The 24,574-nt window shown below is 63.3% G+C and carries 20 protein-coding genes and 1 tRNA gene; 6 read left to right on the top strand and 15 right to left on the bottom strand.

What is annotated here, in order from left to right; all coding sequences use genetic code 11:
* Window positions 1–9: 9 nt before the first annotated feature.
* The 10 genes from EGJ09_RS06705 to EGJ09_RS06655 all read right to left on the bottom strand — a co-directional run bounded on the left by EGJ09_RS06705 (window position 10) and on the right by EGJ09_RS06655 (window position 11,971).
* Window positions 10–105: transfer RNA gene (locus EGJ09_RS06705), tRNA-Sec, on the bottom strand.
* Between the two features lie 6 nt (window positions 106–111).
* Window positions 112–2,034, bottom strand: a complete 1,923-nt coding sequence (gene selB / locus EGJ09_RS06700) for a selenocysteine-specific translation elongation factor (RefSeq protein ID WP_125923571.1) — start codon at window positions 2,032–2,034, stop codon at window positions 112–114.
* Window positions 2,031–3,458 carry an L-seryl-tRNA(Sec) selenium transferase gene (selA, locus tag EGJ09_RS06695; protein ID WP_119688183.1) on the bottom strand — a complete coding sequence of 476 codons (1,428 nt, stop codon included), beginning with the start codon at window positions 3,456–3,458 and terminating at the stop codon, window positions 2,031–2,033. The genes selB and selA overlap by 4 nt, the downstream gene beginning before the upstream one ends.
* 146 nt (window positions 3,459–3,604) lie before the next feature.
* Window positions 3,605–4,531, bottom strand: coding sequence for a formate dehydrogenase accessory protein FdhE (gene fdhE, locus EGJ09_RS06690; RefSeq protein ID WP_125923570.1), 927 nt, complete (start codon window positions 4,529–4,531; stop codon window positions 3,605–3,607).
* A gap of 4 nt (window positions 4,532–4,535) precedes the next feature.
* Window positions 4,536–5,192, bottom strand: coding sequence for a formate dehydrogenase subunit gamma (locus EGJ09_RS06685; RefSeq protein WP_046785080.1), 657 nt, complete (start codon window positions 5,190–5,192; stop codon window positions 4,536–4,538).
* Window positions 5,189–6,145, bottom strand: coding sequence for a formate dehydrogenase subunit beta (gene fdxH, locus EGJ09_RS06680; protein WP_046785079.1), 957 nt, complete (start codon window positions 6,143–6,145; stop codon window positions 5,189–5,191). The genes EGJ09_RS06685 and fdxH overlap by 4 nt, the downstream gene beginning before the upstream one ends.
* On the bottom strand, window positions 6,145–9,213 hold the full coding sequence (fdnG, locus tag EGJ09_RS06675) for a formate dehydrogenase-N subunit alpha (RefSeq protein WP_148101096.1): 3,069 nt from the start codon (window positions 9,211–9,213) through the stop codon (window positions 6,145–6,147). The genes fdxH and fdnG overlap by 1 nt, the downstream gene beginning before the upstream one ends.
* A gap of 128 nt (window positions 9,214–9,341) precedes the next feature.
* Window positions 9,342–10,103 carry an SDR family NAD(P)-dependent oxidoreductase gene (locus EGJ09_RS06665; RefSeq protein ID WP_125923485.1) on the bottom strand — a complete coding sequence of 254 codons (762 nt, stop codon included), beginning with the start codon at window positions 10,101–10,103 and terminating at the stop codon, window positions 9,342–9,344.
* Between the two features lie 25 nt (window positions 10,104–10,128).
* Window positions 10,129–10,914: a TSUP family transporter gene (locus EGJ09_RS06660; protein WP_046785076.1), complete on the bottom strand. Its 786-nt coding sequence runs from the start codon at window positions 10,912–10,914 to the stop codon at window positions 10,129–10,131.
* Between the two features lie 31 nt (window positions 10,915–10,945).
* On the bottom strand, window positions 10,946–11,971 hold the full coding sequence (locus EGJ09_RS06655) for a TauD/TfdA family dioxygenase (protein WP_125923484.1): 1,026 nt from the start codon (window positions 11,969–11,971) through the stop codon (window positions 10,946–10,948).
* A gap of 420 nt (window positions 11,972–12,391) precedes the next feature.
* Between EGJ09_RS06655 and EGJ09_RS06650 the strand changes: the two genes are divergently transcribed.
* Window positions 12,392–13,780, top strand: a complete 1,389-nt coding sequence (locus EGJ09_RS06650; RefSeq protein ID WP_046785074.1) for a PLP-dependent aminotransferase family protein — start codon at window positions 12,392–12,394, stop codon at window positions 13,778–13,780.
* Window positions 13,781–13,822: 42 nt separating this feature from the next.
* Here the strand turns inward: EGJ09_RS06650 and waaA are convergent, their stop codons facing one another.
* Entirely contained in the window at window positions 13,823–15,094 is a 1,272-nt protein-coding gene (gene waaA / locus EGJ09_RS06645; protein ID WP_125923483.1) for a lipid IV(A) 3-deoxy-D-manno-octulosonic acid transferase, read from the bottom strand.
* A gap of 11 nt (window positions 15,095–15,105) precedes the next feature.
* Window positions 15,106–15,996 carry a LysR family transcriptional regulator gene (locus EGJ09_RS06640; RefSeq protein WP_125923482.1) on the bottom strand — a complete coding sequence of 297 codons (891 nt, stop codon included), beginning with the start codon at window positions 15,994–15,996 and terminating at the stop codon, window positions 15,106–15,108.
* A gap of 86 nt (window positions 15,997–16,082) precedes the next feature.
* Here EGJ09_RS06640 and EGJ09_RS06635 point away from each other — a divergent pair, with 86 nt between their 5' ends.
* The 4 genes from EGJ09_RS06635 to EGJ09_RS06620 all read left to right on the top strand — a co-directional run bounded on the left by EGJ09_RS06635 (window position 16,083) and on the right by EGJ09_RS06620 (window position 19,495).
* Window positions 16,083–16,415, top strand: coding sequence for a multidrug efflux SMR transporter (locus EGJ09_RS06635; RefSeq protein WP_046785071.1), 333 nt, complete (start codon window positions 16,083–16,085; stop codon window positions 16,413–16,415).
* 76 nt (window positions 16,416–16,491) lie between these two features.
* Window positions 16,492–17,667, top strand: a complete 1,176-nt coding sequence (locus tag EGJ09_RS06630) for an FAD-binding oxidoreductase (RefSeq protein WP_125923481.1) — start codon at window positions 16,492–16,494, stop codon at window positions 17,665–17,667.
* Window positions 17,664–18,476, top strand: a complete 813-nt coding sequence (locus EGJ09_RS06625; RefSeq protein WP_046785069.1) for an aldo/keto reductase — start codon at window positions 17,664–17,666, stop codon at window positions 18,474–18,476. Before EGJ09_RS06630 ends, EGJ09_RS06625 begins: the two co-directional genes overlap by 4 nt.
* 50 nt (window positions 18,477–18,526) lie before the next feature.
* The gene (locus EGJ09_RS06620) at window positions 18,527–19,495 is read left to right on the top strand and encodes a hypothetical protein (protein ID WP_046785068.1); all 969 of its coding nucleotides are present in this window, start codon (window positions 18,527–18,529) and stop codon (window positions 19,493–19,495) included.
* A 32-nt stretch (window positions 19,496–19,527) separates the two neighbouring features.
* On the opposite strand, the gene hldE is transcribed toward EGJ09_RS06620, so the two are convergent.
* The gene (gene hldE / locus EGJ09_RS06615) at window positions 19,528–20,949 is read right to left on the bottom strand and encodes a bifunctional D-glycero-beta-D-manno-heptose-7-phosphate kinase/D-glycero-beta-D-manno-heptose 1-phosphate adenylyltransferase HldE (protein ID WP_039602848.1); all 1,422 of its coding nucleotides are present in this window, start codon (window positions 20,947–20,949) and stop codon (window positions 19,528–19,530) included.
* A gap of 130 nt (window positions 20,950–21,079) precedes the next feature.
* Complete coding sequence (gene msbA / locus EGJ09_RS06610; protein ID WP_046785175.1) at window positions 21,080–22,888, bottom strand: lipid A export permease/ATP-binding protein MsbA; 1,809 nt, start codon at window positions 22,886–22,888, stop codon at window positions 21,080–21,082.
* A 228-nt stretch (window positions 22,889–23,116) separates the two neighbouring features.
* On the opposite strand from msbA, the gene EGJ09_RS06605 reads away from it, so the two are divergent.
* Window positions 23,117–23,722 carry a hypothetical protein gene (locus tag EGJ09_RS06605; RefSeq protein WP_039603331.1) on the top strand — a complete coding sequence of 202 codons (606 nt, stop codon included), beginning with the start codon at window positions 23,117–23,119 and terminating at the stop codon, window positions 23,720–23,722.
* 54 nt (window positions 23,723–23,776) lie between these two features.
* Here the strand turns inward: EGJ09_RS06605 and EGJ09_RS06600 are convergent, their stop codons facing one another.
* Entirely contained in the window at window positions 23,777–24,550 is a 774-nt protein-coding gene (locus EGJ09_RS06600; protein ID WP_046785067.1) for a glycosyltransferase family 2 protein, read from the bottom strand.
* Window positions 24,551–24,574 lie beyond the last annotated feature (24 nt).

The raw sequence follows: 24,574 nt of genomic DNA, 5'->3' as shown, positions 1-24,574 counted from the left end.
ACAGGAAATTGGCGGAAGGCAGCGGGAGTCGAACCTGCCCGGGAACGGCTGCCGTCCCCAACCGGGTTTGAAGCCCGGCCGCGCCACCGGGCGCGATTGCCTTCCTTGAACTCAGTGCCTGGCCTGCTGTTGGGCCAGGGCGCTGTCGGCGCGGATGTGACGCTGATCGGCAACCCTGCGGGTCAGGCCGATACGGTCGAAGTATTCCAGAATCTGCACACTGCGCTTGCGACCGATGCCCAACATATCGCGAAATGCGGCCACCTGCACTATCGGTGTTTCATTCGCTTGCCCAAGCAGCAGCTCTGCCATGCGCTGTAGCGTCGCCTCGGGGTAGAACAGGTCACGTACCACCTGATGCACTACGCCGAGCCTGGCCAACTTTCGCAACAACAGGCGCACATCCGCCTCGGCACATTTCTCTTCGCTGGCCAGCGTCCGCACCCAAGGCGGATCGAAGCGCCCTTCCAGCAACCTTGGCTGCAGCCGCGCCCATAGCGCGCTGTCGGCGTCGCTCAACTGCACTTTGTGACCAGGCAGATGCAACCACGGCCCGCTGCTGGCAATAGTGCCTTCGCCGAGCATCTCCTCGAGCAGGCTGACGAATGCGGGACGCTCGACAGGCAGGGCGGCGAAGCGGCGCAGGCGGTCACGGTCCGGGCCAAGCTGGTCGGGTTCCTGCTCATGGAACAACGCCAGTTGTTCGCGCACCTGGTGTTTGAGCGCCTGCCACTGGGCTTTAGCGAACAACAACTGGCCTTGCCTGGTTGCGACCACCAGCACGTCAGCTGGCAACTGCCAGCCCTCACGCAAGCGGTTGAACTGGCGCTCCAGCCGCTGCGGGTCGAGCCCGCCTGGTGCGTTGTCGAGCAACGCCATCAAGGCCTGCTCCAGGCCCTCGGCATCACGCAGCACTTCCAACTGGCGCAAGCGCGCCTCGCTGCGACGCTGCCGGCTCGGTGCGAACGGGTCCAGCACCGTACCGCCGCCAAGGGTGCGTTGGGCACGCTGGTCACGCAGCACCAGGCGGTCGCCATGCACGGCTTGCAGCGGCGCATTGAGCAACAATTGGGCGAACATGCGCTGGCCTGCAAGCAGGCGCTCGCCTTCGAGCAGGGCGACCCGTGCGGTGACGTCCTGGGTCCCCAGATGTACATGCACGGCACTGAAATGTTCGAAAGGACGGGACTCGCCGGCGAGCAGCTGCAGTTCGATATCGACCCGTGTGCTGGGCGCGTGCAGCCATTGCGATACCAGCCAATCGCCACGGCGCACCTGCTCCACCGCGAGGCGCTCGGCAGCAATGTTCAGCGCTACACGCTGCCCCGCTTCAGCCACCAGCGCCGCCTGGTTCTGCGCATGCAGGCCACGTACCCGCACCGCTTTACCGGCCTTGCCCAGCAACAACGTATCACCCGCACTGACACGCCCGGCCAGCGCCGTACCCGTGACCACCAGGCCAGCCCCGGTGACCGCAAAGGCGCGGTCGATAGCCAACCGAAAGCCGCCACGCACGCTGCGCTGCTTCAAACCCTCGCCCGCCGCCAGCAACGCATGACGCAGCGCCTCGACCCCCGCGCCGGTAACACTCGACAGCGGGAACTGCGCCGCCCCGGCATAAGGCCCGGGCGCCAGCAACTGCGTAATCTGCAACTGCACTTGGGCCACGCGCGCCGGCGCGACCCGGTCGCACTTGCTGATTGCCACCAGCGCCTGGGGAATGCCCAGCAACTCGATGATCGCCAGGTGCTCACGGGTCTGCGGCATGACGCCGTCATCAGCAGCCACCACCAGCAACACCAGATCGATACCCTGGGCGCCGGCAAGCATGTTGTGGATGAAACGCTCGTGGCCGGGCACATCGATGAACCCCGTCAGTGGCGCGCCTTCAGCCAAGGCGGCATAGCGATAGCCCAGGTCGATGGTCATGCCGCGCTCGCGTTCTTCCTGGCGATGGTCGCCGGCCTGCCCGGTCAGGGCCTGGAGCAATGCGGTCTTGCCGTGGTCGATGTGGCCGGCGGTACCAACGATCACTGCACCGGCCCCAGTTGCAGGGCCGGTAGCTGCGCCAGCCATTGGGCTTCATCGTCCAGCTGGCGCAGGTCGAGCCACAGCGCGTCATCGTCGATACGGCCGAGCACGGGCACCGCCAGATCGCGCAAGGCGCGCTCCAGCACATGCAGGCTGCGCCCGCGCAGTTTCTTCGACACCTGTGGGCGCAGGCACAGCGCGGCGCTGGGCAGGCGCGCAACCGGCTGACTGCCGCTGCCGATCATGCCGAGCGCCGGCTCGACGCTGACGGCCCATTGCCCCCCGAGGCGAGCCTTGAGCTCGGGTGCCAGGCGCTCGGCCTGGGCGTGGATTTCAGCCTGGCTGCGGGTCAACAGGCGCAGGCTGGGCAAGCGCTCGGCCAGCCTGTCCGGGTTGCGGTACAGCGCCAGCACGGCTTCGAGGGCGGCGAGGGTGATCTTGTCGACGCGCAGTGCACGTTTCAGCGGGTTCTTCTTGATCCTCGCGATCAAATCCTTGCGACCGACGATGATCCCCGCCTGCGGGCCGCCAAGCAGCTTGTCACCGCTGAAGGTCACGATATCCGCACCATCGGCCAGGGCCTGGCGCACGGTCGGCTCGGCGGGCAGGCCCCAGCGGGTCAGGTCGAGCAGGCTGCCGCTGCCCAGGTCTTCCAGCAGCGGCAGTTCATGCTGATGGGCGATTCGCGCAAGCTCCGCGGTCGGCACCTGGGTGGTGAAGCCCTGGATGCTGTAGTTGCTGCAATGCACCCGCATCAACAAGCCGGTACGCGGGCCGATGGCAGCTTCATAGTCGCGGGCATGGGTGCGGTTGGTGGTGCCGACCTCGTGCAGGCGTACACCGGCACGGGCCATGATATCGGGAATGCGAAAGGCGCCGCCGATCTCGATCAGCTCACCGCGGGAAATGATGCCCTCCTTGCGCGCGCCCAGGCTGTTGAGCGCAAGCAGCACGGCGGCAGCATTGTTGTTGACCACGGTGACCGCTTCGGCGCCGGTCAGCTCGCGGATCAGCCCTTCGATCAGATCGTCTCGGTCGCCACGCTTGCCGGTGGCAAGGTCGAACTCCAGGTTGAGCGGATAGCGGGCGGCGGTCTGCATGGCTTCAACGGCTTCCTCCGGCAACAGGGCACGACCGAGGTTGGTGTGCAGTACCGTGCCGGTGAGGTTGAAGACGCGGCGTACCTGGCTGCGCTGCTGGGCGGCCAGGCGCTCGCCGCTGCGGCCCAGGAGGATTTCAGCGCCCAGTTCGGCAGCGCCGAGTTGGCCGTTGCGAACAGGTTCGCGCAGGTCGCCGAGCAGCTGGCGCAGGGTGGCGAGCACAGCGTCGCGGCCATGGCGCTCGATCAGCGGGAGGCAGGCCGGGTGGCGTAGCAGGGTGTCGATGGAAGGGAGCCGCGGTGTATTGCTGGCAAGGCTTGAAGACATCAGGTACTACCTTATCCATTGTCTGTTCGGGCCTCATCGCCGGCAAGCCGGCTCCTACAGGGCTGCATCGCTCTGGGGAGCGGTGAAATAGCTGCGGGAGCCGGCTTGCCGGCGATGGGGGCAACTCAATTGTGCAGTGTAGACACTCACCCACCACCCGGCGCCAGCATCAGGTTGGGTGCCAGCCGATGAAAGCCCTCCTCGTCCAACCGGATATCCAGCGCCAGGCTGGCCAGGTCATCGGCCAACGGCTCGGCAGCAGCGTCGTTCTCAAGGTAATTCTGTTTCAGGTAGGTATTGCACCCCGGGCAGCACTCCGCCCGCAGCGGCGCCTTGCCCGGCGCATGGCGGTCATCCTCCAGGCTGGTGTAGCGCAAGCCCTTGCTCGATTCGCAATACACGCACTTGACCCGCACCACATGCCATTCGCAGGCACACAAGGAGCACGCCAGGTAACGCAGGCCGTTGTGCTTGCCACGGTTACGCACCACCCCCGCCATGGCCGGCGAACCACAGGCCGGGCACTGGGCCTGGCTGCCCGACGGCTTGAGTTCAACTGCCGGCAGCGCCAGCAACCAGCTGGACCAGGCCGCCTGCAGCGCGGCACCCAGAAACGGCACCAGTGCTGCGGGCACAGCGTCGTACTGCCCGGCCAGCAATGCGCTCCCCCAGCCTTTGCGCTGGCTGTCATCACTGCCACGCAGCGCCAGCAGTGCTGCCGCCAAAGGGCCATTGGCCTCGCCGTCGAAATGATCGATCAGCGCCTGCAACCACGCCAGCCACGGCCCCTCGCGCACCAGGCCGTCGGCCGCAAGGGGTGGCAAACCATGACTTATGCACAGGCGCTGTCGGTCATCGGCCACTGGCAAACCACCAGGCGGGTTATCCACAAGCTGCTGCTGAATGCGACACAGCCGGGCGATCAGGCGCAGGTAGTCGCCAAGGGCATGCCCTGCAGCGAGCTGTTCGAGGCGCATGGCGCGCAGTTCGAACAGGTTGGCGGGCGGCAGGTGAAGAAACGGCGGCATCACCGCCGACGCTTCGATCTGCCCCGGTTCGAGTATCGTGCTCAAGCGTTCATCCTTCTTTACGTCCATGGTCACTCGGCGTCTTGTCGCCGGTCACCTCGCGGTACCACAACTGATGGTGTTTGCGCGCCCAGGCGCGGCTGACCCAGCCATGCAGCATGGCGCCGATCGAGCCCTTGATCCAGATACCGGCGTAGATGTGCACGATGATGCTGAGAATCAGCACGAAGCCCGCCAGCGCATGGGCCAACGACGCCAGGCGAATCGAACCTATGCCGAAGAAATGGCTGAAGTACGCACGCCAGATCACCACGCCACTGAACAGCAACACCAGCATGCACACCAACAACGTCCAGAACAGCAGCTTCTGCCCGGCGTTATATTTGCCGATCGGCGGCACGCCCTCCTCCTTGTTGAGCATCACCCGGTCGATGCGGCGCAGCCACAGGCGGTCGTTGGCAGTGATGAAGTTGGCGCGCCAGAAACGCACCACCAGGAACAGAAAGAACACGAACATGGCCACCCCGATGAAGGGGTGCAGGATGCGTGTCCACGGCCCGCCGCCGAACAGATGGCTCAGCCAGAACAGCGCCGGATGGAACAGCGCCAGCCCCGAAAGCCCGGCCAGCACGAACAGGATGGCGACGATCCAGTGGTTGGTCCGCTCGTTGGCGTTGTAGCGCAGGATGGGTTTGTCGTCGTTCATGGCCGCTGCTCCCCTTGCCCACCGGGCTGCTTCGGATCATAGACATGCACCGCCGGGTCCACCTGGTGCACGCTGTCATCAGGTGGCGTGGGGCTGGGGTGTTCGTCCTCCTCGACCCGCTGCGGGCCAACCCGCACATAGTGGAAGAACCCGGCCAGCACCGCCGCGCCCATCGCCAGCAGTGCCAGCGGCTTGGTGATGCCCTTCCACAAGCCCACCAGCGGGCTGATCACCGGCTGGTCCGGCAGGCCGGCATACAAGCGGGGCGTATCGGCATGGTGCAGTACATACATCACGTGCGTGCCACCGACGCCGTCCGGGTCGTAGAGCCCGGCGTTGTCGTAGCCACGCGATTTGAGGTCGACGATGCGTTCGGCAGCATGCACCTTCATTTCGTCCTTGCTGCCAAAGACGATCGCGCCGGTCGGGCAGGTTTTCACGCAGGCAGGCTCCAGGCCCACGCTCACGCGGTCGGAACACAGCGAGCACTTGTAGGCCTTGTGGTCTTTCTGCGAGATGCGCGGAATGTTGAACGGGCAGCCAGTGATGCAATAGCCACAGCCGATGCAATGGTCCTGGTTGAAATCGACGATGCCGTTGGCGTGCTTGATGATCGCACCCGGGCTCGGGCACGCCTTCAGGCAACCCGGCTCGGCGCAATGCATGCAGCCGTCCTTGCGGATCAGCCACTCCAGGTTGCCATCGTCGCGCTCGTGTTCAGTGAAGCGCATCAGGGTCCAGGTATCGGCCGTCAGGTCTTGGGGGTTGTCGTAGGTACCGTGGTTGTGGCCGACCTCGTCACGCAGCTCGTTCCACTCTGAACACGCCACCTGGCAGGCCTTGCAGCCGATGCATTTGGTGGTGTCGATCAGTTTGGCGACTTCCTGCTGCAGGCGTACCGAAGGCGGTACGGTGGTGGTGGCCGAGCGGGCAATGATGTCTTGGCTGGCCATCAGATTTTCTCCACTTTGACGAGAAACGACTTGGACTCCGGCGTCTGCGTGTTGCCGTCACCGAGGAAGGGCACCAAGGTGTTGGTCAGGTAACCGTGCCGTGTCGCGCCGGTGAAGCCCCAGTGCAACGGGATGCCGATCTGGTGCACGGTCTGGTTGTTGACCTGCAGCGGGCGAATCCGCTTGGTCACCACCGCCACCGCTTCGATATGCCCGCGCTTGCTCGACACCCGCACCCGGTCGCCCGCCTTGATGCCTTTCTCGTTGGCCAGCACCTCACCGATCTCGACGAACTGCTCGGGCTGGGCAATGGCGTTGAGCCGGCAATGCTTGCTCCAGAAGTGGAAGTGCTCGGTCAGCCGGTACGTCGTCGCCGCATACGGGAATTCGTCGTGCTTGCCGAGGGTGTCCCACACCGAATCGAAGATCCGCCCGGCCGGGTTGCTGGTGGCCTTGTTGTTCTTCGGGTGCAGCGGGTTGATGCCGATCGGCGTCTCGAACGGCTCGTAGTGCTCGGGGAACGGCCCTTCGGCCATCTTGTCGATGGCAAAGAACCGCGCCACGCCCTCGGGGTTCATGATGAACGGGTTCATGCCCGCTTGCGGTGGTGAATCGACCTTGAAGTCGGGCACGTCGGTGCCGGTCCAGGCCTTGCCGTTCCACCATACCAGGCGCTTTTTCTCCGGGTCCCATGGCTTGCCTTGCAGGTCGCTGGAGGCACGGTTGTACAGAATGCGGCGGTTGGCCGGCCAGGCCCAGGCCCAGTTCTGCGCCTGGTGCATGCCATACGGGTCGCTGTTGTCACGCCGCGCCATCTGGTTGCCCTGCTCGGTCCAGCAACCGGCGAAGATCCAGCAGCCGGACGCAGTGCTGCCGTCGTCCTTGAGCTGGCCGAAGCCTGCCAACTGTTGCCCGGCCTTGATGAGCGCGCCCGAGGGGTCGGTCACATCAGTGACCGCCCAGCCGTTCATTTCCTTGGCCAGTTCCTCCGGGGACGGCTCGTCAGGCAGCTTGTAGGGCCAACTGATGTTCATGATCGGATCAGGGTAAGTGCCACCCTCGGTCTGATAGCGCTGACGCATGCGCAGGAACAACTCGCTCATGATCTGCACGTCGGTGCGGGTCTCGCCCGGGCCGTCGGCGCCCTTCCAGTGCCACTGCAGCCAGCGGCTGCTGTTGACCAGCGAACCATCCTCCTCGGCGAAACAGGTGGTGGGCAGGCGGATCACTTCGGTCTGGATATTGGCCGTGTCGACGTCATTGAAGGGCCCGGCATTGCGCCAGAACTCCGAGGTCTCGGTGGCCAGCGGGTCCATGACCACCAGCCACTTGAGCTTGCCCAGGGCAGCAGTCACGCGGTTCTTGTCGGGCAACGCGGCGATCGGGTTGAAGCCTTGGCAGATGTAACCGTTGACCTTGCCTTGGCTCATCATCTCGAACATGCGCAGCACGTCATAGGCCGGCACGTCGAGCTTGGGCAACCAGTCGTAACCCCAATTGTTTTCTGCCGTGGCATTGGCGCCATACCAGGCCTTCATCAGGCTGACATGGAACTTGCCGTAGTTCTGCCAGTAGGACAACTGGCCAGGGCGCAGCGGCTTGGAGGCCCGCTTGTCAATGTAGGCGGCATAGTCCTGCTCGGCATCGCCAGGCAGGCTCAAGTAGCCCGGCAGCGAGTTGGACAGCAAGCCAAGGTCGGTCAGGCCCTGGATGTTGGAATGCCCGCGCAGGGCATTGACCCCGCCACCCGGCATGCCGACGTTGCCCAGCAGCAACTGGACCATGGCCGCACTGCGGATGATCTGCGCGCCGATCGAATGCTGCGTCCAGCCCAGTGCATAGAGGATCGTCATGGTCTTGCCCGGTACCGAGCAGGTGGCGATCTCTTCCCAGATCTTCATCATGGCGTCCTGCGGCATGCCACAGGTCATGCTCGCCAGTTCCGGGGTATAGCGGCTGTAATGCTGCTTCATCAACTGGAACACGCAACGCGGGTGCTGCAGGGTCGGATCGACCTTGGCGAAACCGTCCTCGCCCAGTTCGTACCCCCAGCCGGACTTGTCGGCATACACACGCTTGGCCGCGTCGTAACCACTGAACAGCCCGTCTTCGAAACCATAGGTTTCTTTGACGATGAACGACACGTCGGTGTAGTTGCGCACGTACTCGTGCTGGATCTTGTCATTGCTCAGCAGGTAGTTGATCAACCCGCCCATGAAGGCGATGTCGCTGCCGGTACGAATTGGCGCGTAGTAGTCCGCCACCGAGGCGGTACGGGTAAACCGCGGGTCGACCACGATCAGCCGCGCCTTGTTGTGCGCTTTGGCCTCGGTCACCCACTTGAAGCCGCACGGGTGCGCTTCTGCTGCGTTGCCACCCATCACCAGGACCAGATTCGCGTTGGCGATATCTGACCAGTGGTTGGTCATGGCGCCACGGCCGTACGTCGGGGCAAGACTTGCCACCGTCGGGCCATGTCAGACACGTGCCTGGTTATCGAACCCCAGCATGCCGGTTGCGCGGATGACCTTGTGGGTCAGGTAGCCGGCCTCGCTGGAGGCGGCGGAGGCAGCGAGAAAACCGGTGGTAAGCCAGCGGTTGACGGTTTGCCCCTGGGCGTTCTTTTCGATGAAGTTGGCGTCGCGGTCCTGCTTCATCAGTCCGGCGACGCGGTCGAGTGCCTCGTCCCAACTGACCCGCACCCACTCCTTGCTGCCCGCCTTGCGCACCTCAGGGTATTTGAGGCGGCTCTCGCTGTGGATGAAGTCCAGCAGGCCGGCGCCTTTCGGGCACAGGGTGCCGCGGTTGACCGGGTGGTCGGCGTCGCCTTCGATATGGATGATGTTCTGTTTGACGTTCTTGCCCGCATCGCCCTGGCTGTAAAGGATCAGGCCGCAGCCGACCGAGCAGTAGGGGCAGGTGTTGCGGGTTTCCTTGGTATGCGCCAGCTTGAAGTGGCGCACCTGCTCGGCGAAGGCCGGCGTCGGGGCCATGCCCAACGCCGCCAGGCTCGAGCCTCCAAGGCCGACAGCGGCGACCTTGAAGAATTGCCGACGGTTGAGGTCCATCGTGCACTCCTGATCAGGTTTCGGGCGCTCGGGGCATTGCCGGCGCCTCGGGTCATCACGGTGGCGGCAAAGCGATGCCGCCAACCGTTAAGACTAGCCAAGAATGCCAAAAGTGCGATTGACCCCGGTCAGCAAGGCGGCAGATTGCGCGCCACATTCAAGGCCGCGCTGCTCTGCGCCACCGGCATGATTTCGAGCGTATTGATGTTTACGTGTGGCGGCTGTTCAGCGATCCACGCAACCGTGGCAGCAATGTCCTGGGGCAAAATCGCCTGCACATCACGGTACAACGCATCCACTGCATTCAGGTCGCCGTTCAGGCGCACCACCGAAAAATCGGTCCCGGAACACAGCCCGGGTTCGATGTTGCTGACCCGCACGCGGGTCCCCGCCAGATCGGCGCGCAGGTTCAGGCTGAACTGACGCACGAACGCCTTGCTCGCGCCATAAACGTTGCCGCCCGGGTAGGGATAAGTGCCGGCAATCGAACCAATGTTGATGATCATGCCGCTGTCGGCCCGGACCATCTGCGGCAATACCGCATGGGTGACCATGGCCAGGCCGGTGATGTTGGTGTCGATCATGCGCTGCCAGTTCTCGGCGCTGCAGGCTTGGGCCCGCTCGATACCCAGCGCCAACCCTGCGTTGTTGACCAGCACATCGATGCCCGGCGCAGCTTCGTTGATCTGCGCCACTGCTGCGCTGACCGACTGCATATCAGTCACATCCAGCGCCAGTGGAATGAAGTTGTCGCCAAGTTCATGCTCCAGGGCCTGCAACTTGTCCATACGGCGGGCGCCACCGATCACGCGATAGCCCTTGGCAACCAGGGTGCGGCATATGGCCCGGCCAAAGCCTGAGGAGGCGCCGGTTACGAATGCAGTTTTCATCAGGTTTGTCTCCCAGAAGGTAATGTCAGACCAGGTACTTCACGCCAAGGCTGGTGAACAGGCACAACATCGAAAACACCAGCGCCTTGCGCACCACGTCGTTGCCTTTGCGCAGCGCCAGTGCACTGCCCATGTGATTACCGAGGATGTTGCAGGCCACCAGCGGCAACGCCAGCAGGTAGACCACCTTGCCGGCCATGATGAATGCGACCAGCGCACCGATGTTGGAGGCGAAGTTGAAGGTCTTGGAGTTGGCCGAACTGGAAACCAGGTCCATGCGCAGCAGGTAGTGGAAGGCGATGATGAACATGCTGCCAGTGCCTGGGCCGAAGAAGCCGTCGTAAAAACCGATGGCCAGGCAGGTCACCGGCACAACGGTGTAGAGCATCCGCGCCGACAGCTCTCGCTCCTCGATCGGGCGGTCTTTGGGGGTGAGGAAGATCAGGATGCCGAAAGGGATCAACGCCAGAATGATCTTGCCTACGGTTTCCTGAGAGATCGACACGATCAGGTGCGCCCCCAGGTAGGCGCCGAGCAGTGAGAACGGCACGCCGACCAGTGCCACCTGCCAGACCATCTTGCTGTTGGCCAGGAAATTGCGGATGGCAGCCAGCGTGCCCAGCGTACTGACCAGTTTTTCCTGCCCCAGGGCTACCTGAGGCGGCATGCCCACCAGCAGAAACCCTGGTACCAGGAACAACCCGCCACCCCCGGCAATGCTGTCCACAAAGCCTGCGACAAAGGCAATGGCGCCCAGCAGCAGGATCGCCAGCAGCCAGTGTTCTGCCCAGTAAGCGCCTAACAGTTCCATAGCAGTAATTCCGTCGAAAAATGAAAAGAAATCAGGAGAGCACTTCGTAAAGGTGGTCGGCCCGGGCGAAGCGCACCCGGTTCAGGTCGTTGACCGCGAACACCCGCAGCAGCCAACGGTCAGCGCCGTCGTTCTGCGGCTCGAAGCCATCGCGGGCATGCAGCACGCGCTGGTTCTTGAAGATCATGAAGTCGCCTGGCAGCAGCAGGTGTGGCTCATCGAAACGCCGGGTTTCCAGCAAGCCGCGCAGGGTGGCCAGGGCCTGCTCGGCGCGCAGGTTCAGCCCGTGGGTGTTCTCGCTGTCGAAGCGGCACAACCACTCGCCTGAATGGCCACGCACCAGCACCGGCAGTTCGGCGGTGCAGCGGCGGTTACCGGTGAACGAGTCGGGGCGGCGGATTTCGAATTGCGCTTCGCACAGTTCGCGCACGGTAGCCAAGGGCAGCGACGCGATCACAGCATCAAGGTTGACCAAGGTGGTGCTGATACGTGGATCACAGCGCATGCCGAAGAACGACAGGTATTCCGGGCAGCAGGAAACCGTACCCAGCGGCTCGGAAGACAATGGCAGGTCGGGATTGTCTACGTGATAGGAAAATCGCAGCCGTGAGCCATGCGAGCTCTTGTGGCTGGATGAAGTTCGGGCCGGGATGACATGGCGAAACAGCCGACCGTCATTTTCACCCTCGTAGACAATCGGGTTGATGCCCATCAGGTTCTGCATGGTCAGGCTGACCAGGCAGGCAATCGGCGTGCTGCGTGGGCTGAGCACACCGGAGTAAGGGGTAGGAGGCACATCGCGATCGCGCGGGCAATTACGCACGATCATGCTGGTCAGTTGCGGATCCTCAACGAACCCCCGGATTTGCTGGCACAGCGCTTTGCCCAAGACCTCCTGCGCCTGCTCCTTGAGTTGCGGGTAAAGCTCTTTGCTGGTTTCGAAATCGAGCGGGGTGTTGCTCAGCAAGGTTTGCCAGGCACTGGAGACAACCCAGGGCAGGCGGATCTCCAGTGAAGTCTGAGGCTCGGCTGCTTGTTGCAGGTATGCGCTTTCCATTTCGAGTGCTATTCCATTGGCCATTCGGTGTCGTGCCATGCCGGGCAGAGGCGGCAGTCATTGTCTTTTTTTGAAACCGTTCACAGCTAAGCGATGCGAACGAGGGGTGCTGCTCCAGGCACCACCACATTGCACCGACTCAATCATTGTAATTACAAAAATAGAATCGATTCAATTTATTTCATTGGCCGATTGCCATCAGCATTGAATCGAATCAATCAACTTATTGATTTCAAAAGATTTCTTCTGAACGTGGATTGATCGCGCTCACGCTTGCGCTCCCGTTGTGTAGGGAGGACCCGCTGCGACAAGCCTTCAAGTCATATCAATAGAGGCAATTCACATACAAAAAACGCGATTACTCCGATCTTGCCTTTCGTGCTAGGCTTCCGCGTTCTTGCAGATTCTGGTGCCATTTCCATGTGGGTTCCTCACTACAGCGACCTGGCGCAGCCGGTCTACCTGATGATTGCCGATGCTCTTGAACAGGACATAGGCAACGGCCGGCTGGCGCCTGGCGACCGCCTGCCAACACTCAAGGATCTTGCCGAGTCATTGCACGTGACGCCTGGCACCATTGGCCGAGCCTATGACGAAGCCGCCAAGCGGGGCCTGGTGGTGGGCGAGGTTGGCCGCGGTACTTTCGTCCTGCAGCAACGACCGGCGCCTACCCCCACCGCATTCTCGCGGCCCGCACCGCTCAAGCATGAAAGCGGCCAGATCGACCTTTCGATCATCAAGCCCAACGATGCGCACATGGCCGACTGGCTGCGCGGAGCGATCACCGAGCTGGCGGCTTCCCCCGACCTTGACCAAGTGCTCGACTACGTTACCGACGGTGGCCATGCGACGCACAAGCAGGCTGGCGCCACATGGATTCAGCGCTGGTTGCCCGAAGCTCGCGCGCAACAGGTGGTGCTGACCTCCGGCGCCCAGCATGGCCTGCTGGTAGCGATCAGCAGCCTGTCGAAAAGCGATGATGTGATCCTCTGCGAGTCGCTCTGCTACCCCGGCATCATTTCCCTTGCCCACAGCATGGGCCGCCGCTTGCGCGGGGTAGCCATGGACGAGCACGGCCTGATGCCCGAGGCCTTGCGGGCCGCCTGCCTGGAGCACCGCCCCTCGCTGCTGGTATGTGTGACCACTCACCAGAACCCGACCAACTCGGTAATGCCGCACGCGCGTCGCGAGGCTATCGCCCAGATTGCCCGCGAGTTCGACCTGTTCATCGTGGATGACGATATCTACGGCTTCCTCGAACCGGCGCCTGACTACAAGCCCTTGGCCGCCTATGCACCTGAGCGCTCGGTGTACCTGACCAGCCTGTCCAAGAGCGTGCTGCCGGCCCTGCGTATCGGCTACCTCTACGCGCCGCCACAAACGCTGTCACGGTTGTCGTCTATGGTGCGCAGCAGCGTCTGGATGCCCTCCCCGCTGATGGCTCAGCTGGCCAGCAACCTGATCAACAGCGGCATGGCCGAGCAGTTGGTGCGGGTGCAGCAGGAAGAAGCCGCCGCACGCCAGTTGATGGCCCAGGAAATCCTTGGCAGGTACAAGGTGCGCAGCCAGCCCAACAGCTTCCATATCTGGCTGGAACTCCCTGAGCCATGGACCAGCGATGAGTTCGCCAACCTGGCGCGCAACAATGGCGTAACCGTGGTCAGCGGCAGCCAGTTCCTGCCTGAGCGCAGCCCAGCCAGCTGTGGCGTGCGCATCGCCCTGATGACGCCAAGCCGCGCCGAGCTGAGCTTTGCCCTGACCAAACTCGCCAGCTTGCTGGATTCGTCCGAGCCGCGGCTTTTCTACTAGAGATGAACAGGGCCGCAGGGGGCTCACGAACCGTGATGCGGCTCAGCGGATCAACCGCGCCAGCCCATCCAGCAACCGCTGCAAGGCCCCCTGATTGGCCTGCATCACCGCCCTGCCCGCCTCACCCATGCGCCGGGCATCCTGCGGCAATTCGATCAACTGCCGCACTGCCTGTGCCAACCCTTGGGCATCGTCCACCTGCTGCAACGCCCCGGCATCACGCAACATCGCGCTGATTTCGAGGAAGTTGAACACATGCGGCCCCATGATCACCGGCAGTGCCAGCGCTGCCGGCTCCAGAGGGTTGTGGCCGCCAGTGGCGACCAGGCTACCGCCAACGAAAGCGATGTCGGCCAGTGCGTAGAGGAACAGCAGCTCGCCCATCGTATCGCCGAGCAGCACGCGGGTCTGGCCATCGACCGCCGCACCGGCAGAACGGCGCACGGTAGCGAACTGCCCGCAGCACAAGGCATGCACTGCATCGAAACGCTCGGGGTGGCGCGGCACCAGGATCAGCAGCGCGTCGCCATGCGCCTGCAGCAACTGCTGATGAGCCTGCAGGATCAGCGCGTCCTCACCCTCATGGGTACTGGCCGCAATCCACACCGGCCGCTCGCTTGCGCCCCACTGTTCACGCAGTGCCCTGGCACGCGGCAAAAGCTGGTCATCGACCTTCAGGTCGAACTTGATCGAACCTGTGACCTGCACGCACTCAGGACGCGCACCCAAGTCGCGGAAGCGTTGCGCCTCGGTTTCGGTCTGCACTGCAATCAGGTTCATCTCGGCGAGCATCGGCCGGGTCAGTTTGGCGAAACGCGCGTAGCCACGGGCGGAACGCTCGGACAACCGAGCATTGGCCAGCGCAACCGGAATGCCACGCTTGGCGCATTGGTGAATGTGGTTGGGCCACAGCTCGGTTTCCATGATGATGCCCAGCCGCGGGCGCACATGGTCGAGAAAACGCCCCGCCGCCCACGGCAGGTCATAAGGCAGGTAGCAATGCTGGATGCGTGGTTCATCGGCGAACAGCGCGCGAATGCGCTCTGAGCCGGTGGGGGTCATGCAGGTGAGCGTGACCGGCAGGTCCGGGTAGGCCTTGAGCAAGGCTCGCACCAGGGGCGCGGCGGCAATGCTTTCACCTACCGATACGGCATGTACCCAGATGCCACCCTGGCGCATCGCCGGCAGATTGCGGGCGAAACGTTCGCCGATACGCTGGCCGTAGGCCGGGGCCTTGCGTGCACGCAGGTAAAGGCGCAGCGCGACCAGCGGCAGGCCCAGGTGGAACAACAGGGTATAGAGAGTTCTGTTCATGGCGGCGAAGTTTACCCGATCGCGCGCAAGTGCACCGCAAAGCGCTCGGCCAGCCATTGCGCGGCGGGCCCCAGCGGTTCGTCACGGCGCCAGGCCAGTTCGACGACCAAGGCCGGGGGCCGCCATTCGCTGGCCAGCTCGACCATGTGCGCCTGGTAGGTCGGGTATTGCACCACGTGGCGTGGCAACCACGCCCAGCCAAGCCCTCGCATCAACAGCTCGGCCATGGCGTAGAAGCTGTCGGCGCGCCATACCTGCGGGCTGATCGCTTCGCCGCCGGGGTAGCCACTTTGCTGCGGGGCGATCAGCAACTGGCGGTAACGTGCCAGCTGCTGGCGTGTGACGCGGCTTTCACGCGCCAATGGATGATCCACCGCGCACACCGTGACCATCTCCACGCTACCCAGGGCACGCCGCTCCAGTGAGGCAGGCATGCTTTCATGGTGGAAAAACAAACCCAGGTCTGCACGTCGCTCCACCAGCTTGCGCGCTACATCACCTTGGGCACCGCTGGCCAGTTGCACTTCCAGAAAAGGGTAATGACTGGCCAGTTCGTCGAGGCTGTCGATCACAGGTTGATAAGGCATGGCTTCATCCTGGGCCACCCGCAACAAGGCTTCCTGGCCACGCATCAGGGCCAGAGCGCGGCCATCGAGCCGTTCGCACTGGCGCAGCAGTTCGCGGGCATCCTCCAGCAGCGCGGTACCGTTTTCGGTCAGCCTGGGCTGACGGCCGCTGCTGCGCTCGAACAAAGTGACGCCGAGGTCCGCTTCGAGCATTGCAATGGCATTGCTGACCGCTGACTGCGCTTTGCGCTGCTCGCGGGCGACGGCAGAAAACGAGCGCAGCTCGACGACGCGCACAAAGGTACGCAACTGCTCCAGGCTCCACTGTTCGGCCATCAACCTATCTCCCAGAGTGATAGGTAATGACTTTACCGCATCCAGGGACACTCTAGAATGCCCGCCCAGAACCGGAGGAACGAACCATGAACGCCTACACCTACCTCGCCATCGCCATTGTCGCCGAAGTCATCGCCACAGCCTCCATGAAGGCTGTGAAAGGCCTGAGCACGCCATTGCCCCTGCTGCTGATGGTGGTCGGCTATGCCATCGCGTTCTGGATGCTGACGCTGGTGGTGCGCAGCATTCCGGTGGGTATCGCCTATGCGATCTGGTCGGGGCTTGGGATTGTGCTGATCAGCGTGGCGGCGCTGGTGATCTATGGGCAGAAACTCGATGTGCCGGCGATGCTGGGGATGGCGATGATCGTTGGCGGCGTGGTGGTGATCCAGTTGTTCTCCAAGACTGCCGGGCATTGATGGGGCCTGTCGGCGATGAGCCAAGCCAGGCATAGCCTGTATACTTGCCAGCTGTCCCAGACTTCGAGGTACCGCCATGCCATCCGCCATTTCCACTGACGTGCTCATCGTCGGCGCCGGGGTCGCAGGCCTGTGGCTCAATGCCCGCCTGCGCCGCCTGGGTTATTCGACAGTGCTGGTGGAGCGCGCCAGCCTTGGCGGCGAACAGACCATCAAGTCCCAGGGCATCATCCATGGCGGTACCAAGTACGCCCTGCACGGTGCGTTGACGGGGGCCTCGGAAGCCATCGCCGACATGCCACGGCGCTGGCGCGAAGCCGTGGCCGGCAGCGGCGAACTGGACCTGAGCCGCACCCGCCTGCTTTCCGACGCCCACTACCTGTGGTCGCCCGGCACCCTGGCCGGCAACCTCACCAGCTTCTTCGCCAGCAAGGCCGTGCGCGGCCGGGTTGACCAGGTCAAGGGGGACCAGTTGCCTCCTGCACTGCAGGACCGCGCCTTCAAAGGCAAGGTGTATCGCTTGGCCGAACTGGTGATCGATGTCCCCAGCCTGCTGGCCAACCTGGCTGAACTGGCTGGCGACTCCTTGCTCGCCGGTGAGCACATCGAGCCCCTGCGTGAAGGTGATTCACTGGTTGGCCTGCGCGTGGACGGCCGTGAAATACGGGCCCAGCGCATCGTGCTCAGTGCTGGCGCGGGCACCGAGGGCCTGCTTCACGCCCTGGGCCTTGAGCAACCGGCCATGCAAACACGGCCGCTGCATATGGTCATGGCCAAAGGCCCTAACCTCAAACCACTGTATGCCCACTGCCTGGGCGGCGGCCCCAAGCCGCGCGTCACCATCACCACCCACCCCGCAGCCGATGGCCAATGGGTCTGGTACCTGGGCGGCGACCTGGCTGAAGCCGATGGCGTAGCACGCGACACGGCTGCACAGATTGCCGCAGCCCAGAAGGAAATCAGCCAGCTCTTGCCGTGGGTAGATCAACGCCTGGTCCGCTGGGCCACGCTGCGGGTCGACCGCGCAGAGCCTGCACAATCGGGCCTGGTGCGGCCCGACAACGCGTTCCTCGCCGACCAGCAGCGCCTACTGGTGGGCTGGCCGACTAAACTTGCCCTGGCGCCCGACTTCAGTGACCGTGTGCTGGCCAGCCTGGAACGTGACGGCATCCGCCCAAGCGCCCAGGCCGAGCTTGCAGGGCTGCCACGCCCGCCACTCGGCGTGCCCGCCTGGGAGCAACTGCTGCCATGACCCTGCCGACCCTGCACGACTTCTACCGCCCGCTGGGCAGCACAGGCTTGAAGGTGTCCCCTCTGGGCCTGGGCACGGTCAAGCTTGGCCGCGACCAAGGCGTGAAGTACCCCACCGGCTTCACGATCCCCGGCGATGACGAAGCGCGCCTGCTGCTGGCCCAGGCGCGCGAACTGGGTATCAACCTGATCGACACGGCACCGGCCTATGGCCGCAGCGAAGAGCGTCTGGGGCCGCTGCTGCGCGGCCAGCGCGACGAATGGGTGATCGTCAGCAAGGTTGGCGAAGAGTTCGAAAACGGCCTGTCGCGCTTCGACTTCAGTGCAGCCCACACCCGTCTTTCGGTCGAACGCAGCCTGCGCCGGCTGGAAACCGACCGTATCGAACTGGTGCTGGTGCACTCCGATGGCAACGACCTGGAGATTCTCGAGCAGCAAGAGGTCTACCAGACCCTCGCAGCCCTCAAGCAGGAGGGCAAGATCCTCGGCTACGGCCTGTCGGGCAAAACTGTCGCCGGCGGGCTGAAGGCACTCGAGCAGGGCGACTGTGCCATGGTCACCTTCAACCTCAACGAGCAGGCAGAACGACCGGTACTGGACTACGCTGCCGAGCACGGCAAAGCCATTCTGGTGAAGAAGGCCTTGGCCAGTGGGCATGTCTGCCTCGCACCTGGTGTCGATCCGGTACACGCCAGCTTCGAACTGCTGTTCGCCCACCCTGGCGTCAGCAGTGCTATCGTCGGCACCATCAACCCGTTGCACCTGGCCCACAATGTGGCCACGGTCGCCCGCATTTTGGGCCAGCATTGAGTTGTCCCCACCCCGGGCCTGGAGACTGACCCGACGCAAGGAGGAGCCTCGTGCCGCGTACGCTGATTCGCAAGAACCCGAGCAACTTCAAAACACTGCCATTGCATGTCGAAGCCACCCCCGAGAGCCTGGTCTACCAGAGCATCGGCATGCCGGTGAACTTCGCCCAGACCCAACAACGGCGCCGGGCCATCCAGCTACCCGATAACCAGCGTTTCGTAGCTGAACTGGCCAACCTGGGTGTCTCGGTACGCCTGACCCTGCACTGGCAGAACCGCGACTACTGGGTACTGGTGCGTCAGCGCCGCCAGGACCGGGGCGACGTGGTGCTTAAATTGATTTCAGGGTATGTCCCGGCTCAGGAGCTCAACCTGCCGCTGCACACCGCGGTCCAGGAAGTGGCGGAAGAGTGCCTGCTGGAAACGCCGGAGGGCTGGCTGGGTGGTCGCTTCAACGACACCTGGCTACCTGCACCTTACGCTGCTGCCCTGCACTACCGGGAAGCGCTGCCGTTCGTGCTGACGCCGGAATCGGGTGCCGCCCGGCCGGTGCATTGCGGCAACCTGATGTTGCTGGAGCGCCCACGGGCCTACGTGCACCTGCCTACGGCATCGCTGCAACTGATCTACGACATGCGCCTGCAAGTACCCAGGGACGCCAAGAAGCTGAGCCTGTTCCATGTCGATGAACGCCTTGAAGGTGATCAGCTGGTCGCCCGGCTCAACCGTAAACGGCCCGACCTGTACCTGATGCCGGTGCAGGACGGTCAGCCGCAGGCCGAGCTGTATACATTGAGGAAAGATGAACTGGTGCCGGCCAGCACCCGCGGGCTGTACCTGGCGGAGAGCTTTGCCCGGCAGGACGGGTGGGTGGTCGCGGACGAGCGGATACGCTGGAAGGATTGGGTAAAGCAGCAGGGGCTGGTGGAGCGCAAAACCGCAAAGGCTTCACACCTGCGACGCTTTGGCGACAAGGCACGGGCACTGCTGGAGCGCGCGCGCACCTCGCTGAACAAATGAATATCCGGGGCCGCCTTACGGCCCCGGGCACATCAGTTCTTGCGGATTTTTTCGACTATCGCGGTCGTCGAGCTGTTCTCGACCAAGCCCAACACCTTCACGGTGCCGCCGTAGCCCTTGACGATATCGGCACCCACCACCTGGTCGATACCGTAGTCACCGCCCTTGACCAGCACATCCGGTTTCACCTGGCTCAGCAGGTTCTCCGGCGTACCTTCAGGGAAGCTGATGACCCAGTCCACCGCGCCCAGCCCAGCCAGCACGGCCATGCGCCGATCGACACTGTTGATCGGGCGGCCAGGGCCCTTCAGACGGCTTACCGAGGCATCGTCGTTGACCGCGACGATAAGACGATCACCCTGGGCACGCGCCTGCTCGAGGTACGTCACATGCCCTGCATGCAGGATGTCGAAACACCCATTGGTGAACACGATCTTCTCGTTGTGCGCACGCGCATCGTCGATGGCCAGCAGCAATTGCTCCAGGCCCAGCACGCCACGCTCGGAACCTTCCTCGCGCTGGATCGCGCGACGCAGCTCAGGTGCGCTGATCGCTGCAGTACCCAGTTTGCCAACCACGATGCCAGCCGCAAGGTTGGCCAGGGCGACCGCGTGGGGCAGGTCTTCACCGGCCGCGATGGCCGCAGCCAGGGTGGAAATCACGGTATCGCCAGCGCCGGTCACATCGAACACTTCGCGGGCACGGGCCGGCAGGTGCAGCGCCGGCTGGCCGGTGCGCAGCAGGGTCATGCCGTGCTCGCCACGGGTCACCAGCAACGCGCCCAGGTCAAGGTCCAGCAGCAGCTGCAGGCCCTTGGCGACCAGTTCGGCCTCATCGGCGCAGCGGCCGACAATGGTCTCGAACTCGCTGAGGTTCGGCGTGATCAGGCTGGCACCGCGGTAGATGGAGAAGTCCTTGCCCTTGGGGTCGGCCAGTACCGGAATACCCTTGGCACGTGCGGCCTCGATCAGGCTCTGATGATTTTTCAGTGCGCCTTTGCCGTAGTCGGACAACACCAGCACCTTGACACCCTCGAGCAGGCTCTCGACTTCGGCGCCCAGCGACAGCGGGTCAGTGGCGAACGGCTCTTCGAAATCGATGCGCAACAGCTGCTGGTGACGGCTCATGACCCGCAGCTTGACGATGGTCGGCTGGTGCGCAATGCGCTGGAACACCGAACGCACCCCCGCAGCCTGCAGGCTGTTGGCCAGGCTGTCGGCGGCCTCATCCTGGCCGGTAACGCCGATCAGTGCCGCCGGGGCACCGAGGGCGGCGATGTTCAACGCAACGTTGGCCGCGCCGCCGGGGCGATCCTCGATCTGATCGACCTTGACCACCGGCACTGGCGCTTCAGGCGAGATACGCGAAGTACCGCCATGCCAGTAGCGGTCCAGCATGACATCGCCGACCACCAATACCGGGGCTTGATCGAAACGCGGCATGGACAACTTCATGGGCAACCCATATGAAAATAATGAACAGGGGCAGGATATTAGCACAGGGTAGGCGACGGCTTTACGGCCAGATCGGGCCCTGGAAAATTCCGGTGACAATCGGGGCCGTACGGCCCCGATCAAGGGCAACTCAGGTGATATCGGCCTTCGCCGGCTCGTCCAGCCCCATGGCGTGCAAGCGGGCATAATAGCCATTGGCTGCCAGCAGCTCGGCATGGGTACCGCGCTCCACCAGGCGGCCCTGGTCCATCACCAGGATCTGGTCGGCTTTTTCGATGGTCGACAGGCGGTGCGCGATCACCAGCGTGGTGCGGCCCTGCATGACATGGTCCAGGGCAGCCTGGATATGCCGCTCGGACTCCGTGTCCAGTGCCGAAGTCGCTTCGTCGAGGATCAGCAGCGGCGCGTTCTTCAACAGGGCCCGGGCAATCGCCAGGCGCTGGCGCTGGCCACCGGACAGCAGCACGCCGTTTTCACCCACGTCGGTGTCAAAGCCCTTGGGCAGCTGGTCGACGAACTCCTTGGCATAGGCATCGGCAGCCGCAGCTTCGATGTCTGCGCGCGGCGCGCCGGCCAGGTCGCCGTAGGCAATGTTGTTGGCCACTGTGTCGTTGAACAGGGTCACATGCTGGGTCACCTGCGAAACGTGCCGGCGCAGGTTGCGCAGGCGGTAGTCTTCGATCTCCACGCCATCGAGCAGAATCTGCCCCTGATCGTGGTGATAGAAGCGCGGGATCAGCGCCGCCAGGGTCGACTTGCCGCTACCAGAGCGCCCGACCAGTGCGATCATCTGCCCAGGCTCGGCGGTAAAGCTGATGTCGCTCAGCACTTCGCGATCGGTACCTGGGTAGGTGAAGCTCAGGTTGCGTACTTCGAGGCGACCGGCCACCCGCTCCTTCTCGATCGTACCGCGGTCGATCTCGGGCTGCTCGTCGAGCTGCTCGAAGATGCTTTCAGCACCGGCAAGGCCTTTCTGGATGGTCGAGCTGACCTCAGAAAGCTGGCGGATCGGCTTTGGCAGCAGGCCCGCAGCAGTGATGTAGGCCACCAGATCACCGGCGGTCGAGTCGCCCCGCAGGAACAGCACCAGGAACATCAAAGCGGCCATGGCGCTGTAGATCACCAGTTGCAGCATCGGCGTGTACAGGGCGCCTGTCTTGGTCATGCGCAGCTGTTTGTCGGTGTTGCTCTGGCTGGCACGGCCAAAGCGCTGCTGCTCGTAAGCCTCGCCGCCGAAGCTGCGCACCACACGGTAGCCCTGGATGGTTTCGGAAGCTACGTGGGTCACGTCGCCCATCGCCACCTGGATCTTCTTGCTCTGTTTACGGAATTTCTTGCTGGCGACGCTGACCATTACCGCGATCACCGGCAGGATGGCGACCATTACCAGGGTCAGGTGCCAGTTCATCCAAAGCAGGTAGGCAAACAGGAACACCACGGTCAGGCCTTCACGGATCACCACCTTGATTGCATCGGTGGCGGCCCCCGTTACCATGGTCACGTTGAAGGTGATGCGTGAAATCAGGTGCCCGGAGTTGTGATTGTCAAAATAGCGGTTGGGCAGTACCAGCAGCTTGTTGAACAACTCCACGCGCAGGTCATGCACCAGGGAAAGGGAAACCTTGGCCAGGAAATAGTTGCCGAGGAACGAACCCAGGCCCTGCCATGCGGCGATCAGGATGATCAGCAGCGGTACCGCCTGCAGCAATTGCAGGTCGCGCAAGTAGGGCACGTTGGGGAACAACACCGCTTCGGGGTTGCTCAGGCCATCGACAAAGTACTTGAGGATCCCGGCCAGCATTGGCTGGGTCGAGGCAAAGATCACGAAACCGATAATACTCAGCAGGAAAATGCCGATATAGGGTTTCACGTAGCTCAGCAACCGGAAGTAGATCTTCAGGCTGGAGGTGTGCTCCGCCGGTAGCGGTGTTTCGGCCATCATCGAGCTCGCTGTTCAGGTTGAACCGGAAATTTTACCACAGGCGTCATTTTCGGCACGCCTGCGAGGCAACAACATGCCAGGCCGGCGGCCCACGAGGCTTGCACCCGGTTTTTTTCGTACGGTATGAGCCCCCCTGGTCAGTCAAAAGAGACCAACGTGGTGCTGGAGGATTATTTTCGGCATTATTGCCGGTCATTTTGCTCGCCAGACGACAAGGCTCAACTCATGCAATGCTCTCGGCTCACCCAGGTCGACTTCGATCAGCTGACACTTGGCGCCCAGATACTGGAGGCGGACAGCCATGGCGCCAAAGTCTACCTGCTTGAGGATGGTAACTTCCTCAAGGTTTTTCGGCGCAAGCGTCTGATTTCATCTGCGCTACTGCGCCCCTACTCCCAGCGCTTCGTGGACAACGCTGCGCGCCTTGCGCAGCTGGGCATCCCTACGCTCGAGGTAATCAGCCAGCACAAGCTCGACCTGCCGGGCAGAACAGCGGTGCTGTACCGGCCATTGCCGGGGCGCACGCTGCTGCAGATGTCGCGGGACGAAGGCTTCAGCTGGGACATCTACCTGCCCCGCCTGATCACCCTGATCCGCCAGTTGCACCGTAGCGGCGTGTACTTCCGCTCGCTGCACCTGGGCAATGTGGTGGTCACGCCCGACCAGCAGCTGGGCCTGATCGACGTTGCGGACATGCGCTTCCTGCGCCCGCCGCTGTCTGCCCGTATGGTTCGACGCAACGTGCAACATATGGTGAGTTACATCGCACGCGAGAAACTGGGCGACCGCTTCCCCCTCGCCGATTTCCAAGCGGCCCTGCTGGCGCGTTGAACATCAGCCCGGCAGCGCCTGGCAGGCCGTTGAAAAAACCTGCCAGGCGCGGTGTCAGTGCACGAAGATGGATATACCCATGCCTGCCAAGGCACCGATCACCAGCGTCAATGCGAGCTTGACCCGGTCGCGATTACGCCGCTTGGCCTTGCGGTGCACTTCTTCAGGCACGGTGACGTGGCTGCCAAAGCCTGTGTGCAGTACCGCGTCACCCTCCAGGGTCACCGCTGTCAGTTTCAACTCCGCGTAACGGCGCGACAACGCCTTCTCGCCGGCATAGGCGGCAAATGGCGCACAGCGCTGATAATCGCTCAGCCGACGCAAGCCCGGATTGAGGGAAAAGGCCTGCCATTCGGCTTTCTCGGAGTGCAATGGATAGCACGGCACGCCGGCGATCACCTGGCGATCCCCCAGATGAATGTAAGGGCTGTGGATCGACAAATCATGGGCGTGGCTGCGCAACCAGACTTGCAGCACATCGGGGCTGACCTCGAGGATCGCCTTGGAGTCTTCGACGAAGGCCTGACGATAGAAGCGCCAGTCGTCCTCGCAATGGAAGATGTAAGCGGTCTTCACATGGCTGTACGCCAGGTCGATCGACGCCAGCTGCCCAAGCTTGGGGCGGTTGACGAACACCGTGCAGTGGGGTTTCCAGTGCTCGGGTACGGCACCGTGAACAGCGTCGTCACCGGAGTCCTCGGTAATGAAGACCTCGCGAATGGGCGCTGTGTTGTAGCGATCGAAGCTCTCAAGGGTTTCCTTGAGCAGATCGAACCGACCGCAGCTGGTCACGACAAGCGTGACATCACTATCATTTGAAAAGCGCACCGGACTCCCTCCGCGTTGCGACAA

Source organism: Pseudomonas sp. p106 (assembly GCF_003936645.1).
Lineage (GTDB): Bacteria > Pseudomonadota > Gammaproteobacteria > Pseudomonadales > Pseudomonadaceae > Aquipseudomonas > Aquipseudomonas putida_E.
Note: the sequence above shows the minus strand (reverse complement) of the source record. Positions and strands in the feature narration are given on the sequence as shown.

Bases quoted from the DNA above. Each gene is read 5' to 3' on its own strand.
- EGJ09_RS06635 (WP_046785071.1), top strand. From the start codon at position 16,083: ATGAACGCCTACACCTACCTCGCCATCGCCATTGTCGCCGAAGTCATC.
- waaA (WP_125923483.1), bottom strand. From the start codon at position 15,094: ATGAACAGAACTCTCTATACCCTGTTGTTCCACCTGGGCCTGCCGCTG.
- hldE (WP_039602848.1), bottom strand. From the start codon at position 20,949: ATGAAGTTGTCCATGCCGCGTTTCGATCAAGCCCCGGTATTGGTGGTC.
- EGJ09_RS06625 (WP_046785069.1), top strand. From the start codon at position 17,664: ATGACCCTGCCGACCCTGCACGACTTCTACCGCCCGCTGGGCAGCACA.
- EGJ09_RS06665 (WP_125923485.1), bottom strand. From the start codon at position 10,103: ATGAAAACTGCATTCGTAACCGGCGCCTCCTCAGGCTTTGGCCGGGCC.
- selA (WP_119688183.1), bottom strand. From the start codon at position 3,458: ATGTCTTCAAGCCTTGCCAGCAATACACCGCGGCTCCCTTCCATCGAC.
- fdxH (WP_046785079.1), bottom strand. From the start codon at position 6,145: ATGGCCAGCCAAGACATCATTGCCCGCTCGGCCACCACCACCGTACCG.
- msbA (WP_046785175.1), bottom strand. From the start codon at position 22,888: ATGGCCGAAACACCGCTACCGGCGGAGCACACCTCCAGCCTGAAGATC.
- EGJ09_RS06655 (WP_125923484.1), bottom strand. From the start codon at position 11,971: ATGGAAAGCGCATACCTGCAACAAGCAGCCGAGCCTCAGACTTCACTG.
- EGJ09_RS06630 (WP_125923481.1), top strand. From the start codon at position 16,492: ATGCCATCCGCCATTTCCACTGACGTGCTCATCGTCGGCGCCGGGGTC.
- EGJ09_RS06650 (WP_046785074.1), top strand. From the start codon at position 12,392: ATGTGGGTTCCTCACTACAGCGACCTGGCGCAGCCGGTCTACCTGATG.
- EGJ09_RS06660 (WP_046785076.1), bottom strand. From the start codon at position 10,914: ATGGAACTGTTAGGCGCTTACTGGGCAGAACACTGGCTGCTGGCGATC.
- EGJ09_RS06685 (WP_046785080.1), bottom strand. From the start codon at position 5,192: ATGAACGACGACAAACCCATCCTGCGCTACAACGCCAACGAGCGGACC.
- EGJ09_RS06640 (WP_125923482.1), bottom strand. From the start codon at position 15,996: ATGGCCGAACAGTGGAGCCTGGAGCAGTTGCGTACCTTTGTGCGCGTC.
- EGJ09_RS06605 (WP_039603331.1), top strand. From the start codon at position 23,117: ATGCAATGCTCTCGGCTCACCCAGGTCGACTTCGATCAGCTGACACTT.